Origin of the sequence: Clostridium beijerinckii (assembly GCF_036699995.1) — a bacterium.
GTDB lineage: Bacteria > Bacillota > Clostridia > Clostridiales > Clostridiaceae > Clostridium > Clostridium helianthi.
Map to the genome: position 1 here is coordinate 3,180,564 of NZ_CP144906.1, position 17,860 is coordinate 3,198,423.

The following is a 17,860-nucleotide window of genomic DNA, read 5'->3' on the forward strand; positions in this document are numbered from 1 at the left end:
CCTTTATTCATGACAAGCTATTAGGTGCACATATTGCTTAGTTATGACACAAATTATAAATCAATATTCTCTGTTGTTTTTTCAATGTGAAATTTAGGAGGTAAAAATTATGGCAGTAACAAAAAATCTTGAAACTCTATCCCTAACTATAGAAATTCAAAATGGTGTGGACAAGGCAGGCGACCCAACTTACGCTAAGAAGACTTTTGCAAATGTAAAAAATGATGTAAATATTGAAAATGTCTACGCTGTTGCTGATGCTATTAAAGGAATTCTCTCTGCTAAAACAAGATCTTATTTCTTAAATGAAACTTCATCTATTGTACAAGGCTAAAAAAAACACAAATTAATTTAATCTTTAAACCTATATGTTTATCCATTTAGGGTATTCAATTAATAGAAAATCAATTTAAATTCTTGGAGGTTTTAGTTATGGAATATATTTTACTTATGTCGTTTTTAACTGAAAATGGTGAAAAGTCTAACTTAAATATAAGTGGTGTAAAGCCTGATCTTACACCTGCTGAGGTAAACACACTCATGGATACTATTGTTTCCAAAAATATTTTTAGAAATGATAAAGGTGAACTAGTAAAGAAATATGGTGCTCACCTAACAGAGAAAAATGTTACTAAATTTGAAATTACTAAATAGTTAAATTCCAAAGCAAAAAGTAAGCTTCTCCTTTATCTTATTCCTTTTACCCTTCATTAATAAAAGCGTTCTAGTTTACTAAAAGTGTTTAACACCTTATATAACTAGAACGCTAATTAATAACTTATGCTATTATTCTATATTTCCGTACTTATCTTTTGCAAGCTCAATAAATTCTTTTAGAGCTTGAGATACATACCGATTTTTTTGGTATCCAATAGCTAATGTACCATGAGTTTTGTTGTACTTCAGATGATAAAGATTAACTCCAGTAATTGTATTCTTATCGAATATTAAATCTTTATTATTCATTAGGGTTTTAGGATAAAAAGTAATTCCCATTCCTTTAACTGAAAGTGCCAATACTGTTTCAATGCTTTCTGTCTCCAATATAATATTGGGTTTTATTTCTTTTTCATTAAACATTTCATCTGCAATAATTCTAACTCTATTTTTAGCATTAACCATTAGAAATGGGCAATCTTTTAGTAATGTAATATCCATATCTTTTTCAAGTTTTTGTTTTACTTCCTTATAATTGTTAGGAAAATATTTTACTAATATATTATCTGGAACAACCATCAGAACTTCTTCATTACAAAGTGGAACTATCTCTACATTTTCAACATTAAAAGGTAACATTCCTATTATTAAATCTACGTCACCTTTTAATAAAGCTGCATCTAGTTCCTTTGAGTTTCCTTCAAGTAAATGTAAATTAATATTAGGAAACTTTTCATTATAATAAGGAAGAATTTCTGGCAAAAAGGCTCGTCCTCTTGTATGTGAAGCTCCAATAAACAAATCTCCACGTTTGAAATCTTTAATATCTGCCAATTCTTTTACTGACTGCTCTTTTAAATCTAAAATTCTTACGGCATTTTTCACTAAACTTTTCCCCGCTGGCGTCAATGTTAATGGCACTGTACGATTAAATAATTCAACCCCCAAATCATTCTCCAATTTTGAAATATGAGAACTTAATGACTGTTGAGAAATAAACAATTTTTTTGCCGCTTTTGTAAAATTCAGCTCTTCTGCTGCTGTTAAAAAATACTCTAAATTAAGAAAATTCATCATAACGTAACACTACTCTACCTTGTATTTAATATAAATATATTGCATCTATAAATAAACCAATTATAAGCTAGATATATACTGTAAAATATATTCCAACTAGAAATATATGCATAAGTTTTAGGCTTAGTTGGTTTATCTATAATTCTACTTGATTATTTATCATCAAACGTATTTACTTTCCTATGATACTATCCTCAAGCTATAATTAGTTAATCTTCTAAAACATTCTATTCTCTTAAAGCTTTCTAGAAATTAGTACGCTTAATAACTCTTCTATTTTATCATATACTTCTTTTTCCTTGCAATCCAGAGTTTTCCCTATAAATTTATTTAATTTAGTATTTCTCCAGTAGAGTTTTAAATTTATAAATAAATTCTTTACATATTTTAGAAAAATAAATTTCTGTTTTAACAAATAATCTTTCGTTTTCTAGCTCCTAGTTTTAAATATCATCTCTACGTCATATTTTTTGCTTAAAGATTCTTATATACTTCTGCTAAATGCTTTGTTAACTTTGTATTTTCTCTATAATCAACCTGACAATCAATAATTACTGGCACATCTTGCTTAAAGGCTTCCTCTAAAATTGGTATTAAGTCTTCTGACTTTTCCACTCTATATCCTTTTGCATACATACTTTCGGCCATTTTAACAAAGTCTGGATTTGTGAATTCTACATAGCAGCTCTTGCCGTACTGATCTTCTTGTTTCCATTTTATTAACCCATAATTTCTATCGTTAAAAATTAAAACGACAATCGGAGTACCTATACGAAGTGCTGTTTCTATTTCCTGATTATTCATCATAAAACCGCCATCACCAACAATTGCTAATACTTTCTTACTAGGATTTATTAATTTTGCTGCAATTGCACCTGGAACTCCTATTCCCATCGTTGCAAAACCATTAGAAATTATACAGGTGTTTGGCTCATAGCAATTATAGTGCCTTGCAATCCACATCTTATGTGCTCCAACATCTGAAACCACAATGTCATGGGGGCCCATAACTTTTCTGACATCACTTAAAATTTTCTGAGGTTTCATTGGAAAACTTTCATCCTCTGCATAGATTTGATGTTCATTAACCATTTTTTCTTTGATTTTTAGTGCGTCAACTGGCTCTTCTTTTCTAGATGTTCTTCTCATTATATTATATAAAGCATCTGAAATATCACCAACTACTTCAACTATTGGCTGATAAAGCTTATTGATGTGTGATGGTCTGGTGTCGACATGGACAATTTTAGTATCTCCATTTACATTCCATTTTGCTGGTGCATATTCTACAATATCATAACCAATTGTAACTACTAAATCAGCATCTTCAATAACTTTATTTACATAATCTTTCTGGGGAATTCCTATTGTCCACATTGAATATATATTATCAAAAGGAATTATTCCTTTTGCCATCATAGTATTTATTACTGGAATCTTTAAATTACTTGCGAATTCTGTAACTGCTTTTGCAGCATTATTACGAATAGCTCCACTTCCAGCTAAAATAACTGGATTTCTTGCTTTAAATATCTCACTTGCAGCTTCTTCTATTGATGCTAAGGCTGCATATTCTTTTGGTGGAATTTTCTTTTCTAATGGTTTTTCACAAATACTTACAGGCATCTTTGAAATATTTACAGGTAAGTCTATATGACAGGCTCCAGGTTTTTCGCTTTCAGCATATTTGAAAGCAATTCTTACAATTTCATTTACTGTATCTGGTCTAACAATTTGCTTACTTCTCTTAGTAATTGGTTCAAACATTTTACAAAGATCCAAAAATTGATGCGATGTTATATGCATTCTTTCAGTTCCAACCTGTCCAGTTATTGCAACTACAGGGGCACCATCGCTATGTGCATCTGCTACTCCTGTTACTAAATTAGTTGCTCCTGGACCAAGTGTTGATAAGCATACTCCTGCTTTACCTGTTAACCGTCCATATAAATCAGCCATAAATGCAGCCCCTTGTTCATGACGAGTCGTAATAAACTTAATACTTGACCCTTCAATAGCATTCATTACTTCTAAGTTTTCCTCTCCTGGAATTCCAAAAATATATTCTACTCCTTCTGCTTCCAAGCATTTAACTAACAGCTGTGCTGTATTTAATTGAGCTTTTTCATTTTTTTCTGTCCCCATAATAAACATCCTCTAATCTATATATTTTAGTATTATGCTTAATGCATTAATATTTTCTCAAACATCATACTTCAATTAAAAATGTTTTTCCAACAACTTTTTTCCTATTTAATTACAATAAAATGGTTGTGATTAAATGAGGAAAATCAAATAATTTATTTAACAACTGTTTAGTTGTAGTTCTACAATAAAAAATTTGTTTGAATGATGTTTAGAATAATGATAAAATTGTTTTGGTAAATATATTTAATTTTAAATAAATTCTTGAAAAAAATTTATTTTTTATGTAAAATTATAATTAAATAGTAAGACAATGGAGTCATTTATTAAAATGGCTCTTTTTTTATATTTATTCTTTTTAACTTACAGATGTTAATAAAAAACTTAATATAAGAATTATTTTTAAGGGGGAATAGTTTATGTACAAAATAGATTTAAATTCAGATCTTGGGGAAAGCTTTGGTGCTTATAAAATTGGCTCTGATGAAGAGATTCTTAAGTATGTTACTTCAGTAAATATTGCTTGTGGATTTCATGCAGGCGATCCGTCAGTTATGAGAAAAACTGTTAAAAACGCTCTACTCAATAATGTATCAATTGGTGCTCATCCTGGTCTTCCAGATTTAATTGGTTTCGGAAGAAGAAATATGTCAATCACTCCAGATGAGGCATACGACATGGTAATATACCAAGTTGGAGCCTTATACGGATTTATAAAAGCTGAAGGTGGAACTATGCAGCATGTAAAACCTCATGGAGCATTATACAATATGGCTGCAAAAGATGAAAAATTAGCAATAGCAATAGCACAAGCAGTTTATGATATAAATCCAGAATTAATTTTATTTGGTCTAGCAGGAAGTGAATCAATTAAACAGGGGCGTTTAGTTGGCCTTAGAACAGCTAGTGAGGTTTTTGCAGATAGAACATATCAAAATGATGGTTCTTTAACACCAAGAAGTCAAAGTGACGCTATGGTAACTGATGAAAAAGAATCTATAGAACGCGTTATACGTATGGTTAAGGATAAAAAGGTTAAATGTCAGCAAGGTAATGATATAGGTATTGAAGCCGAAACTGTATGCATTCATGGGGATAGTGCTAAAGCTTTAAACTTTGCTCTTGAAATAAATAACACTTTAACTAATTCGGGTATAGAAATTATTTCTTTTGAGTAATTTTTAAATTATATATGAAGAACTTATATTTATATCAATAAAAAAATTATATTATAAGGGGGCTATAATATGGAAGAATTAAAAGAATTAAAAGAAAGTCCAATCACGGAAGAAATAAGTGGGTTTAAAAGTACTTCTAAACTAAAATCTTATTTGGGTGCAATTTTTCTAATGGCAATCACAGCAATAGGCCCTGGGTTTTTAACTCAGACCACAGTATTTACTCAGAAATTAGGTCCTAGTTTTGGTTTTGTAATATTGGCATCAATAATACTTGACATTGGTGTTCAACTTAATGTTTGGCGGATTATCGTTGCTTCAGGAAAAAGAGGTCAAGAAATTGCTAATTTGGTCCTTCCTGGGCTTGGATATGTTGTTACAACTTTAATTGTAATTGGAGGTTTAGCTTTCAATATTGGTAATGTTGCTGGAGCAGCTCTTGGATTAAATGTTTTATTTGGAATACCATTCAAAGCTGGAGCCATAATCACTGCATTTATTGCACTATCTATTTTCTTATTTAAGCAAGTTGGAGAAATAATGGATAGATTTGTGAGGGCTTTTGGTATCGTCAGAATATTATTAGCTATATTTGTCATGATAGCTGCTACTCCGCCAGTAGGACAAGCTGCTGTGAAAAGTATTTTTCCCGATTCAATTGATATGATGTCTATAATCACACTTGTAGGAGGAACTGTAGGAGGTTATATAACTTTTGCGGGTGCTCATAGACTTATAGATGCAGGAATAAAGGGAAAAAACTTAGTTCCAGAAGCAACAAAAAGCTCTGTAACTGGAATTTTAATTACTGGAGTTATGCGCGTAGTTCTTTTCTTGGCTGCTCTTGGTGTTATTACAAAAGGATATGCAATAGACCCTACAAATCCTGCTGCTTCTGTTTTTCAAAGTGCCGCTGGAGATATAGGCTATAAAATTTTTGGAATAGTATTATGGTCAGCTGGAACTACATCAGTTATAGGTTGTGCTTATACTTCAGTATCATTTATGAAATCTTTCAGTGAAAAAATAGATAAATTCTATAGCAAAATTATAATTGCATTTATTGTTTTTTCTACTATTGTTTTTGTAATAGTAGGACAACCAGCAAAAGTTCTTGTTATTGTTGGGACAATAAATGGATTCGTACTTCCTATAACACTTACTTCTATTTTAATTGGTGCTCATAATAAAAAAATTGTTGGAGAATATAAACACCCTGTTTGGATGACTATTGCTGGATTCATAGTTGTAGCAATTACAGCATATATGAGTGTTCATACTGCTCTTACGCAGCTTTTCTAATTATTAGGTTACTATCAAAGAGAATGAGGTTCCAGTATTTTGGGCCTGTGGTGTAACTCCACAAGCAGTTGCTATGGAAGTTAAACCATAGATTATGATCACTCATTCTCCAAGGCATATGTTTATAACTGATATAAATGATGAACAGTTTAGTGTTTTATAATTTTCAAAAATCTTTGGAGGCTAATATACTATGGATAAAAATAAATTTGAAATTTCTCAAATAAGTGAAACATCAGCTTTAGTTGAATTCGGGAAAGAAATTAGTGCAGATATAAATAAGAAAGTTCGTACTTTCTGTTCATATCTTGATAAACATCCTTTCACTGGAATGGTAGAATATATACCTGCCTTTGCTAGTGTTTCTATTGTTTATAATCCTTTAAAACTTAATACCGACTCTCCTTATGATGATGTAAAATCTATTTTAAATGATATATTGTCCAAGCTTGACTTTACTTCACCTGACAAGGAGCACATTGTTGCAATCCCTGTATGCTATGGAGGAGAATTTGGCCCAGATTTAGAACATGTGGCTAAAATTAATAATCTTACAGTAGATGAAGTAATTAAAATTCATTCAGAAGGAAACTATTTAGTATATATGATCGGATTTGCACCAGGCTTTCCTTATTTAGGAGGAATGTCTGAAAAAATTTCAGCACCAAGACGCGAGTCGCCAAGAGCAGTAATACCAGCTGGATCAGTTGGCATTGCTGGAATGCAGACTGGAGTATACCCAATAGAAACTCCAGGCGGATGGCAGCTTATTGGAAGAACTCCATTAAAAATGTTTAATTTAGATGGGAATCCTAAAAGTCTTTTAAAAGCTGGAGATATAGCTAAATTCTATCCTATTTCTTATGAAGATTACTTAAAGCTAAAGGAGGAAAATTAGTGAATATATCTGTTTTGAGCTCAGGACTTCTCACAACTATCCAAGATCTTGGAAGAATTGGCTATCAAAAATATGGAGTTATAGTCAGCGGAGCCATGGATACTTATGCAATGAGACTTTCTAATATTATGGTTGGAAATGATGAAAATGAATCTGTCTTAGAAATGACATTAATTGGACCTTCCTTAAAGCTTGAAAAAGGAACTTTATTTTCATTAACTGGTGGAAATCTCTCCCCTACCATTAATGAAATAAAAGTTCCTATGGGAAGACCTATTTATTTAACTAAGGACTGTATCCTAAAATTTGGCCCATGTATTAAAGGCTGCCGATCTTACTTGGCTGTTGCTGGAGGCTTTGATGTTCCAAAGATTATGGGAAGTAAAAGTACATACTTAAGGGCTGGATTTGGTGGTTTTAATGGAAGAGCACTAAGAAAAGATGATGTACTTAGCATTGGTGTTAAAAGTCAGCTATCACATGAAATAATAAAAAAAATGAAAGATATTGAGGGCAATGGAGACTTTGTTTCTTCAGGCTGGTATATGAAAAACTTCATGATGCAAAACCCTGATAGTACAGTTATTAGAGTATTTGAAGACAGACAATTTAATGCGATCTCTGAAGAAAGCATAAATAAATTCTTTAATTCAAAGTTTAACGTAGAAAATCAGTCTGATAGAATGGGTTATCGTTTATCTGGTGAAAAAATTGAACTTAAAGAAAAATTAGAAATGATATCTGAAGAAGTATCTGTTGGAACTATTCAAATTCCTCCAGATGGCAATCCAATCATTCTTTTAGCCGATAGACAGACAGCTGGAGGATATCCAAAGATTGCTCATGTTGCATCTGTAGACATACAAAAAATAGTTCAGCTAAAACCTAACGATAAAATTACATTTAAGAAAATCACACTAAAGGAAGCTGAAAAACTATATTTTAAAAGAGAAAAAGATATTGTAGAGCTAAAAAAATCAATGAGATTAATAACTATATAGAGTTTAATGAGTGAATATATTAATAGTAGGAACTTTTAAAACTAAATTTTTAGAAATAAATAAAGATTTATACTAATGTACCTTTTTATCTTTTTAAATTCTTACCTTTTTAAATTGTAAAAAATTTAAAAAGGTAAGAATTTTTGATCTTTTAAAGTTTTATATATATATTTCTAGCATCATTTACAGATAAAAAATTTAAGAATTCAACTTATTAGATGAGAATATTTATAAAATTGCTAAAACTTTAGATTCATATCTTCACTAGAAATAATAAATATATTTGTAGCCACAAGTGGCATAATAAGGATAAAACATTTGGAAATGATTTGTTAAACGGTAAGTTGCTACATAAGTATAGCTTATGAAATATATTCCAACCAGAAATGAGTAATATACTTTTGTGGAATGTTTCATTGGTAATTTTGATGGATGTGATCCTTTGGCTATAAGTTGTCCCAAATGTGCTAGTTCAAAAAGTGAGAATCGAAATTTTATATTTCGTTCTTCGAACTTTCTCTGTGAGCGATTGTTCTTTGAGGCTAGCACTTTGGGCGCAACTTTATAGCCTTAGAATGACCCATCAGAATTACCTAGAAACTGGAACAAAAGTATGTTATTCATTTCGGCTAGTTATATGCATAAGTTCAGGTCTTAGTTGGGTTATCTATATAGATAAACAATTTAAGAATTAGACTTATTAGATGAACATATTTACAAAGTTGCTAAAACTTTAAGCTCATATCTTCACTAGAAATCACAAATATATTTGTGTAGAAAACATTTGAAAATGAGCTGTTAAAGGTTCTTAGCTGTAGGTTGTTCCATTTTAGCTTGTGAAGTGAGAGTCCAAAATTTTATTTTGGGTTGTCGAACTTCCTCAGCGAATGTAATGAGTCGAGCTTCCCTAGGAAAGTTGGAGCATGCTAAAGTGGATATAACCTGCTGCTTAGAACCTTCAGCGATATTTTCATAGCTTTTCGGAATCAAAATATTTATGATTTCGGTAAGTTTATCACATAAGTCTAGTTTTAAAGTTGGACATCTATAAATTTTTTTGCTTTAATTAAATCAATCCATTTTTTTGTAGAAATTCTACAGCAACATCTTTAGGATCTTTTTTTAATTCATCTACTTCATAGTTTAATTCGCCCATTACATCATTATTAAGTAAATCTCCTACTTCTTCTACAAGCGGTTGAATTTCAGGATATTTCTTTAATATCTCAGCTCGTACAACTGGAACCGCATAATATGGAGGGAAGAAGTTTTTATCATCTTTTAAAACACTTAAATCATATTTTTTTAATAATCCATCTGTTGAAAATGCATCTATAACATCACTTTCTTTGTTCATTAATGCCGCATACCTAGGACTACCATCTATACCTACAGTATTCTTAAAATTCAAATTATATTTTTTAGATAAGCCTACTAGTCCATCTTCCCTATTCAGGAACTCTAAGGTTGTAGTTGCAGTAATGTCATTTGATACTTTAGATAGGTCACTTATTGTTTTGAGATTATATTTTTTAGCAGTTTCTTTCGTTACAGCAAGTGTATAGGTATTATTAAATCCCATCTGTTTTAATACTTCTATATTATACTTATCTTTAAAATCTTTTTTTACTGTATTATAAACTTCTTCTACATCTGATATAGGTTTATACTTTAATTCATCTCCATAGGCTGTACCCGTATAATCTACAGACATATCAACATCTCCATTTTGCATAGCTGAAAATATAACCTGAGTACCACCTAATGCAAATTTACGATTAACTGAAATATCTGTTTTTCTTTCAATAAGCTCTGATAATATATTTCCTAAAATCTCTTGTTCAGTAAAGTCCTTGCTACCAATTGTAATAACTTTTTTATTAGAAATCTTTTTAGATAATCCACTTACTGCAAAAATCCCAATAAGTAAACATGCAGTTGCTGCTAATATACCTTTTTGTATTTTTCTAGCTCTTATTTTTGCTTCTTTGGATTTATTATTAGCTTTTTGCAAACTGATTGGTGTAACAAGTTTTTCCACAATACTAAATAATCCATCTACTAATAATGCTAATACACATGCAGGTATTGCTCCTGCTAAAATTTGATAATTGTTAACAGTTCTTATACCAGAAAAGACTAAATATCCTAGACCACCGCCACCAATAAAGGCTGCCATAGTCATAAGTCCTACTGCTGTAACTGCTGAAATTCTTATTCCTGACATTATTACTGGTAGTGCTAATGGAATTTGAACCTTAACTAAAACTTGAAATTTAGTAAGTCCTATTCCCTTTGAAGCCTCTAGCATGTCTGAATTTATACTATCAATCCCTGTTGTTGTATTTTTTATAATTGGCAATAATGAGTATAGTACTACCATTACAATCGCTGGCGGTGTACCAATCCCTAAGAACGGTATTGCAAATCCTAGCAGTGCCATACTTGGAATTGCTTGTACAACACTAGCTATTCCTAAGATTGGCTTGTTTAGCTTTTTCACATAGCTTGTAAGAATTCCTAGTGGCATACCAATTATTATTGCTATCCCAACTGATAATGCTGTAAGCTTAATGTGTTCAAGCAGCAATGTAATTATCTGATCTTTTGATGTAAATATATAATTTAAAAATTCGTTCATACTAATTCACCTCTTCCATATCTAAAAATTGACTACTTAAAGTTGTTACCAAGCTACTTTTGGTAATTATGCCTTTTAAAACTCCAAAGTCATCAAGAACAGGTACTTGTCCTATTTTATGTTCCTTTACAAGTTCAAGAATGTCTATAATTGAATCATCAGGCTGTACGCTTATAAATTTTTTATTCATTATCTCTTCTACAGGAATATTTCTATCAGTTTTATTTTGAATCTGCTTTGCTGTAATAATTCCTAAAAGATAACTTTCTCTATCTACAACCATTAAACTATCAACTTTTGAACTTCTCATTTTTTCAATACATCTTAAAAGTGATGCATTTTTAAAACAAACAACAGGATGGTCAATCATTATATCCTTAGCTCTTATAAATTCTGGTGAAGACCATATTCTATTCTTTCCTATAAATTCACTTACAAAATCGTTTATAGGATTTTTAAGTATATTTTCAGGCGTATCATATTGCACAATTTCACCTTTATTCATTATACAAATCTTATCTGCTATTTTTATTGCTTCATCCATATCATGAGTTACAAACACAATAGTTCTTTTTAATTTACTTTGTAAATCAATTAACTCCTCTTGAAGCTGAACTCTAGTAATTGGATCTAATGCACTAAAAGGCTCGTCCATTAAAATTATTTCTGGATTAGTAGCAAAGGCTCTTGCAACACCTACTCTCTGCTGCTGCCCACCACTAAGTTCTGTTGGATATCTATCTAAAAAGTCATTGCTGTTTAATCCAACCATATCCATAAGTTCAAGAGTTCTTTTTTCTATACTTGTTTTGTTTAACTTTTCAACTTTAGGAATCATCTCAATATTTTCTCTAATTGTAAGATGCGGAAACAATCCTGTCTGCTGTATTACATATCCAATATTTCGTCTAAGTTTTATTACATCTTTTGAAGCAATATCTTCTCCATTAATAAAAATCTTACCTGACGTTGGCTTAATTAGCCTATTTATCATTTTTAAGGTTGTGGTCTTTCCACATCCACTTGATCCTATAATAGCAACAAGCTCTCCTCTATTTATCTTTAGTGTAATATCCTTGAGTATTGTTTTGTTTTTAAAATCTTTGCGAACATTTTTAAATTCTATCAAAAATTCCACTCCCCTTTCGTTAACAACTTTATATCTATATACAAGTTGTTACTTTTTATAGTTTTAGTAACAACTTAATTGTAATATAAGGTTGTTACTTTTGTCAAATTTGAACTTTTTTACTTTTTGTGTTATAGAGTCTCACATTGAAAATCTGAGATACTACAAAGAGCGAAATTAGATAAATATTGATAAACTCTTGAATCATAACATTCAAGGGGCATTGGAAGTGAGCTGTTATATACTTAATTTTGATTTAGATTCAGATTTTTCACGCTAAAATTATAACGGGTAATATACTAACCATTTTTATAATCTAAATGATTAATATATTACCCGTTACAAATTAATTTAGAGATATATTATGGATATAAGAATTTATTTACTCTCTCATAGCAGCTTTCATCGCCGACAAAATAAAAAATATCATTATCACGTAACACAGCATATGGCCCTGGTGACATTTCTAGACATCCATTTCTTTTGATACATACAATTGTTGCAGAGGTATTATGCCAAAAATTAATTTCAGCTACATTTTTATCTATGTATGGCGTTTCCTTAGTTATACGTATCTCAAATGGTATGAATGGGTTTATGGACTTAAATCTATCAGTTCTATCTAACAAATCAATTATTTGTTCCCTTAATAAATCATTTTCTTTTTTTTGCTCTTCTAATTTATTTAATATATCATTTCTTAAATCATTAACCGTTTTAACATCATTATACTGCTTGATAAATTTTATGGCATTTTCAGTTGATTTTATTATTACACCACTGCCCTTATTAGCATCTACAATATCCACATCAGCAAGTATTGCTATAGCTCTTCTAGCTGTTTCTGCTGAAACTCCATATTGACTTGCAAGTACAGAACGTGCATATATTTTTTCACCAACTTGATAATATCCACTTGCTATTTTTGAAGCAATATCTGTGGCAATCTGCTGATAAACAGGACTAACTATTCTTATTTTTTTTTCCATCTTTTCTTCTATCCTCTTATTAAAATAAAATTTAAATACCTTTGAAAATATTACGGAATACTTCCAAAGGTATTTTATCATATATTTTTATTTTCTGCTATTTTTCTTAACTTATTATAATCTAACTTCATATAATTTATAAAATCCAGAGAATCAAAACCTTATAAATTTTAAAGCCTAAATAAATAACAAAAAAGTTTCATCACTACACTACTAATTTTTACTTAAAAGTTCTAAATTCATACCCTTGCCCCTTTAAATACTCTATTATTCCTGGTAAGGCTTTAGCTGTTTCTTCTTTACCATATGTGTCATGCATTAATAGTACTACTTTTGTTTTGTTTTCAACTGTCTTCTTAACCTCTTCTGTTAATTGATCTGCATTTTTATGAGGGCCTTCTGCATCTTTTGATAATGCATTCCAATCTACATAATGATAATCTTTTTCCTTCATTATTTTATCCACTTCCCCAGTATTTTTCCAAGACATATGCCCCCCTGGAAATCTAATAGCCCTTGTAGAAAAATCCTCTCCTAAAACTTTCTTTAATGACTCATTAGTTTTATTAATCTCCGACATGAAGTTATTTGTGTTGACACTTCCATTCGGATATAAGTACTTGTAATTATGTGAATATGAATGATTTCCTATAGCATGTCCTTCTTCAAGTTCCTGCTTTAGCAAATTTTTATTAGCTTCACTTTGGTCTATTGCTTTTCCAAGAACAAAAAAAGTTGCTTTTACATTTTCCTCCTTAAGAGTCTTTAATATTGATGGAGTATTAGTTTCAGATGGTCCGTCATCAAAAGATAAGTAAACGACTTTTTTACCATCAGTATCTTCAATTTTCTGTCCTTTCGCTTGTTGCGTTAAAAATTTCTCTACAGATGCAACATCATCAACATAAGAATCATTTTGCACTTCAGCATTTGTGTCATCTTCTTTGGTTTTATTAGCTTCATCATCTTGATTTGACCCAACAGCCTCATTAGATGCAAGTGCTTGTACATTTTTATCCTTTGAAAAAAATTTATCATCTATTATAGATGCAGCTAAACCGCCTAATGCCACAATTATAATAGTTAAAATTAATATTCTCTTTCTTCGTATGCGAGCATTTCTGTTATATCTGCTATATCTGTAATTGTTTCTCATTTCCTTATCCCCTCGTATTTCTTATTATGTATATTACAAAAATAATCCTTTATAAATAATTCTAAAATATTACAAGAATTTTAGCTGCAATTGTGAATTGTAAAATGTGCATTATGAATTGCAACATATATAATATCTTTCCATAATTATCATTTAACTACTAAAAATTATACCTCATTATATAAGAAAATTGTATCATATAACAATAATCGCCAAAATATTTTTTATTACGTGCAAAAACAAACACCTCCATAAGCCATATCAATATTTTAATTTAAAATACTTAATTATTTGTAACAAAAATATTACAATTTATTAACTTATTTATCTGCCATAATATCTGTTACGAAGAATAATAAACTATGCCTAATTTCTTCTACTTCTAAAGAAACTATGCACAGTTTTCACTTTAAATTGATCATTCCTATTCTTTAACATAGAGTATTAAAATTATAGCCAAAATTAAAACTCTTCAGTAATATTAAAGCATTTTTTTATATCACGCTCTCCTTTTGCTACCACATCACTTAGCAGCCAAGTATTTTCCTCTGCTTTTTGAAACTTCCAATATTGTACAAAAGTCTTAACTTTATTGCTTCCAAATAGCATCTCTCCATCTGTTTCGTCTACCACATAATCCTTTGCATTATATTTAATGACAAACCATACAACATCCTTATAACTATCATGATGATGAATAATTCCAACTGGCTCTGCTTCTATAAGTTCAAGTTCTTCTATTATCCTTCCAATATTCTCAAAAGAGTGTCTTTTACATTGTGATTGCAGCGCATCATAACACTCGGTACTTATATATTTTTGACACATTTCAAAGTTCATACGTTCCAGTGACTCAATCACCTTAGAAAATGTTTCTTTTACAGTACTTCTAAGAAAAGCGTAAGAAATATTTTTAGGATCCTTCTTTATTGTATTTATAAATTCATTTGTTTTCTTCTTTTTCTTATTCATATCGTTATTGTATACAAGATTATTAATGCAATAATCATCCAGCTTTAAAATATGAATGATAATTATTACTAAACTTAAGCCAACTAAAAAAGCAGATTTTATTGGAAACTTTCCTCCATTATCATACCATTTAATAATGTCAGGTAATCCTAACTTATTTAAAAGTGCTATTAACGTAATTATCACAATAAACATTTTAGTCTTAAAAAAGAATAGATCCGTCATAGCTTCTCTATCATATCTATTACGTCTATCAGTAGCCATATTTAAATAATACAAAGTCTCAGAATCATTTAGCATCTGAACTATCTTCTTAACATATTTACTGCGCTTATTTGGCTCTTTAAATATTTCCCACATATTATTCCCCCTGAATATATATAAGTTTATGAATTCCAAAATACTGTCTTCATTAAGAAACTTCTTATTAAAATAAAATTCATTTTTTATTATCTTCTAAAAATGTTGGTTCAGCTGTTTTTTATCCTCAAAATATAATAAATTCATATAGTTTTGTTATGGGGTACAACCCAATATAAATACTAGACGGAGCTCATCCATTTTTTTCTTCCAAATTCACATTTGTGTAAGCACATTATCGTATTCTCAATTACACTATTTTCATATAATAATTATAATATTAATTCCAATATTATGTATATAACTAAACAAATATAAGGTATATTCATTTAAAATCTATTATTTCTTATAACCTCAATATACTACATTTCATAAAGTAATGCGGTTCTTGTTTAATATAAATTGTTATATTGTTAAATTTCTTTATTTGTAACTTTTTAACTTTTTTAATTGTTAAAAAGTTTTATTGGAAAATATATTTATTTAAAACATGTTTTACATTAACAATAAAGAGCCAAGCAAAAACAATCCTTAAAATTGTTTTTTGCTTGACTCTTAAATAATTTAGTTCATTTTAATCCAATTCTTATTCAAATACAGCCGCTACATCGTTTAAGCATTTTGTAATTTCTATATGTTGTGGACAATGTCCTTCACATTGCTTGCATCCTATGCAATCAGAAGCCTTTCCATGCTCTTGAGTTAAATTATTATAGTAGACCTGTGAAATCCCAGGGCCAAATTGTTTATAGTTATTAAATAGAGAGAAATATTTTGGTATTCTTAAATGCATGATACATATACGCTGTATCAAAATAGTAAATTAAGTTATAATTTTCATGCCCTCATTCATAAAATTTACTTAACTTTATATTTAGAGGTGTATTCCTCCACGCTTATAGATACCCAATTTAAGAATTTGACTTATTAGATAAATATGCTTATAGAGTTTTCAAAACTTTAAGTTCATATCTTCACTAGAAATCATAAATATATTTGTGGAGAAAACATTTGAAAATGAACTGCTAGTATTCTTAGTTGTTGGTTGTTCCACTTTAGCTTGTCATACTGAAAGTAGGAGCATGCTAAAGTGGTGAAACCTGCAACTTAGAATTTTCAGTGATATTTTCATAGCTTTTCGGAACAAAATATTTATGATTTCGGTAAGTACCACATAAATCTAGCTTTAAATTTGGATATCTATTCACCCCAACTATTTTTGCATATCTTATATATTTCATATATTTCTTCATCAGTATATTTTTCAAAAACATGCTGATTCCAATCCCATCTACTATTTTGCACTCTATAATTTCCACAACAACTTATTTTAGGATGCTCCATTACATTTAAATTTGGGTCCGTTCCTTTAACTAAAGAAATTAAATCTTTTTTATCTAAATCAAGCTTCAAATCCATATCTCCTTTGATTTCATTACTTAATTATATTCCTAATAAATTATTATATTCACTTATCTTTTAGTATCATTTTTTATACTATGTTACAGAAAAGTGCGCTCTTATATAAACTGGTTAATTATGTTATAAATATATTATAGAAATATCAATTTAACTTTCTCCGCAAGGAATAAAATAAAATATATGAATTATGGGGGACCTTAAAAATGACAAGACAATCTTTATTAATAAAACGTTATGATAAGTTAAGCTCAAAGGTAATTGATGCTTTGAAAAAGCGTCATTTTGATGCTTATTATTGCAAGACTAAGGATGAAGCAGTTCAGCAAATTTTGGATTTGATTCCAGAAAACCATGTTGTATCTTGGGGTGGCTCTGAAACCTTAACTGAAATTGGCATAAAAGAACTTGTAAAAGAAAAAGGCTATCAAGTTATAGATAGAGATACTGGAAAGAGTCCTGAAGAACGAACAGAACTTATGAGAAAAGCACTTTTATGTGATACATTTTTAATGAGCAGTAATGCTATAAGTGAAGATGGTCAGCTATTTAATATCGATGGAAATGGGAATCGTGTAGCAGCAATGATTTTTGGACCTAAAAGTGTTATAGTTGTGGCTGGAATGAATAAAGTTGTAAAAACTCTTGATGATGCAATTCAAAGAGCTAGAACAATTGCTGCACCATCAAATATGCAGCATTTTCAAGATATGAAGACTCCATGCTATATAAATGGCAGCTGTGGAGATTGCCTAAGCCCAGATTGTATTTGTTCACAAATGGTAACAACAAGAACTAGCAGGCCAGCAAAAAAGATAAAGATCATACTAATTGGCGAAGACTTTGGCTTTTAAGCAGAGAACCTGAATCTGTGATTCGACATGAATTGCTTACTCGGTGAACGTATGTGAGTTGAGTTTCCTTTTAAAATTTCAC

16 protein-coding genes and 1 pseudogene are annotated in these 17,860 nt (G+C 30.0%); 8 read left to right on the forward strand and 9 right to left on the reverse strand.

All coding sequences use genetic code 11. The features are described from left to right. Positions 1–109 precede the first annotated feature (109 nt). Together PZA12_RS14685 and PZA12_RS14690 are read left to right on the forward strand one after the other, a co-directional pair. A complete protein-coding gene (locus PZA12_RS14685) occupies positions 110–334 on the forward strand; it encodes a DUF1659 domain-containing protein (RefSeq protein WP_077844904.1) in 225 nt (74 codons plus the stop codon). 98 nt (positions 335–432) lie between these two features. Further along, positions 433–654 carry a DUF2922 domain-containing protein gene (locus PZA12_RS14690; protein WP_077841054.1) on the forward strand — a complete coding sequence of 74 codons (222 nt, stop codon included), beginning with the start codon at positions 433–435 and terminating at the stop codon, positions 652–654. Between the two features lie 132 nt (positions 655–786). Here the strand turns inward: PZA12_RS14690 and PZA12_RS14695 are convergent, their stop codons facing one another. Together PZA12_RS14695 and PZA12_RS14700 are read right to left on the reverse strand one after the other, a co-directional pair. Beyond that, positions 787–1,734, reverse strand: a complete 948-nt coding sequence (locus tag PZA12_RS14695) for a LysR family transcriptional regulator (protein WP_103698890.1) — start codon at positions 1,732–1,734, stop codon at positions 787–789. Between the two features lie 474 nt (positions 1,735–2,208). Next, positions 2,209–3,879, reverse strand: a complete 1,671-nt coding sequence (locus PZA12_RS14700) for an acetolactate synthase large subunit (RefSeq protein ID WP_103698891.1) — start codon at positions 3,877–3,879, stop codon at positions 2,209–2,211. A 419-nt stretch (positions 3,880–4,298) separates the two neighbouring features. On the opposite strand from PZA12_RS14700, the gene PZA12_RS14705 reads away from it, so the two are divergent. The 5 genes and pseudogenes from PZA12_RS14705 to PZA12_RS14725 all read left to right on the forward strand — a co-directional run bounded on the left by PZA12_RS14705 (position 4,299) and on the right by PZA12_RS14725 (position 8,258). Further along, positions 4,299–5,057 carry a LamB/YcsF family protein gene (locus tag PZA12_RS14705; RefSeq protein ID WP_103698892.1) on the forward strand — a complete coding sequence of 253 codons (759 nt, stop codon included), beginning with the start codon at positions 4,299–4,301 and terminating at the stop codon, positions 5,055–5,057. A gap of 69 nt (positions 5,058–5,126) precedes the next feature. After that, positions 5,127–6,359, forward strand: a complete 1,233-nt coding sequence (locus PZA12_RS14710; protein ID WP_103698893.1) for an NRAMP family divalent metal transporter — start codon at positions 5,127–5,129, stop codon at positions 6,357–6,359. A 7-nt stretch (positions 6,360–6,366) separates the two neighbouring features. Continuing rightward, positions 6,367–6,447: pseudogene (locus PZA12_RS14715) on the forward strand (D-glutamate cyclase family protein); the annotation flags it as partial. A 105-nt stretch (positions 6,448–6,552) separates the two neighbouring features. Continuing rightward, positions 6,553–7,257 (forward strand): 5-oxoprolinase subunit PxpB, encoded by a 705-nt coding sequence (gene pxpB / locus PZA12_RS14720; protein WP_077844896.1) that lies wholly within the window; start codon positions 6,553–6,555, stop codon positions 7,255–7,257. Beyond that, positions 7,257–8,258, forward strand: a complete 1,002-nt coding sequence (locus PZA12_RS14725; protein WP_103698894.1) for a biotin-dependent carboxyltransferase family protein — start codon at positions 7,257–7,259, stop codon at positions 8,256–8,258. The genes pxpB and PZA12_RS14725 overlap by 1 nt, the downstream gene beginning before the upstream one ends. Before the next feature lie 1,066 nt (positions 8,259–9,324). Here the strand turns inward: PZA12_RS14725 and PZA12_RS14730 are convergent. The 7 genes from PZA12_RS14730 to PZA12_RS14760 form a co-directional block, all read right to left on the reverse strand. Next, positions 9,325–10,899 carry a glycine betaine ABC transporter substrate-binding protein gene (locus tag PZA12_RS14730; protein WP_078115289.1) on the reverse strand — a complete coding sequence of 525 codons (1,575 nt, stop codon included), beginning with the start codon at positions 10,897–10,899 and terminating at the stop codon, positions 9,325–9,327. Between the two features lies 1 nt (position 10,900). Further along, on the reverse strand, positions 10,901–12,028 hold the full coding sequence (locus PZA12_RS14735; RefSeq protein WP_078115288.1) for an ABC transporter ATP-binding protein: 1,128 nt from the start codon (positions 12,026–12,028) through the stop codon (positions 10,901–10,903). 362 nt (positions 12,029–12,390) lie between these two features. Continuing rightward, complete coding sequence (locus PZA12_RS14740) at positions 12,391–13,017, reverse strand: GntR family transcriptional regulator (RefSeq protein ID WP_078115287.1); 627 nt, start codon at positions 13,015–13,017, stop codon at positions 12,391–12,393. Positions 13,018–13,237: 220 nt separating this feature from the next. Continuing rightward, complete coding sequence (locus PZA12_RS14745) at positions 13,238–14,173, reverse strand: polysaccharide deacetylase family protein (protein ID WP_078115286.1); 936 nt, start codon at positions 14,171–14,173, stop codon at positions 13,238–13,240. A gap of 462 nt (positions 14,174–14,635) precedes the next feature. After that, on the reverse strand, positions 14,636–15,505 hold the full coding sequence (locus PZA12_RS14750) for a Tim44 domain-containing protein (RefSeq protein ID WP_078115285.1): 870 nt from the start codon (positions 15,503–15,505) through the stop codon (positions 14,636–14,638). Between the two features lie 586 nt (positions 15,506–16,091). Then, positions 16,092–16,298, reverse strand: a complete 207-nt coding sequence (locus PZA12_RS14755) for a 4Fe-4S dicluster domain-containing protein (protein ID WP_242964346.1) — start codon at positions 16,296–16,298, stop codon at positions 16,092–16,094. 407 nt (positions 16,299–16,705) lie between these two features. Beyond that, the gene (locus PZA12_RS14760; RefSeq protein WP_017212936.1) at positions 16,706–16,918 is read right to left on the reverse strand and encodes a hypothetical protein; all 213 of its coding nucleotides are present in this window, start codon (positions 16,916–16,918) and stop codon (positions 16,706–16,708) included. 212 nt (positions 16,919–17,130) lie between these two features. On the opposite strand from PZA12_RS14760, the gene PZA12_RS14765 reads away from it, so the two are divergent. Further along, positions 17,131–17,778 (forward strand): lactate utilization protein, encoded by a 648-nt coding sequence (locus PZA12_RS14765; RefSeq protein WP_078115284.1) that lies wholly within the window; start codon positions 17,131–17,133, stop codon positions 17,776–17,778. Positions 17,779–17,860: the final 82 nt, after the last annotated feature.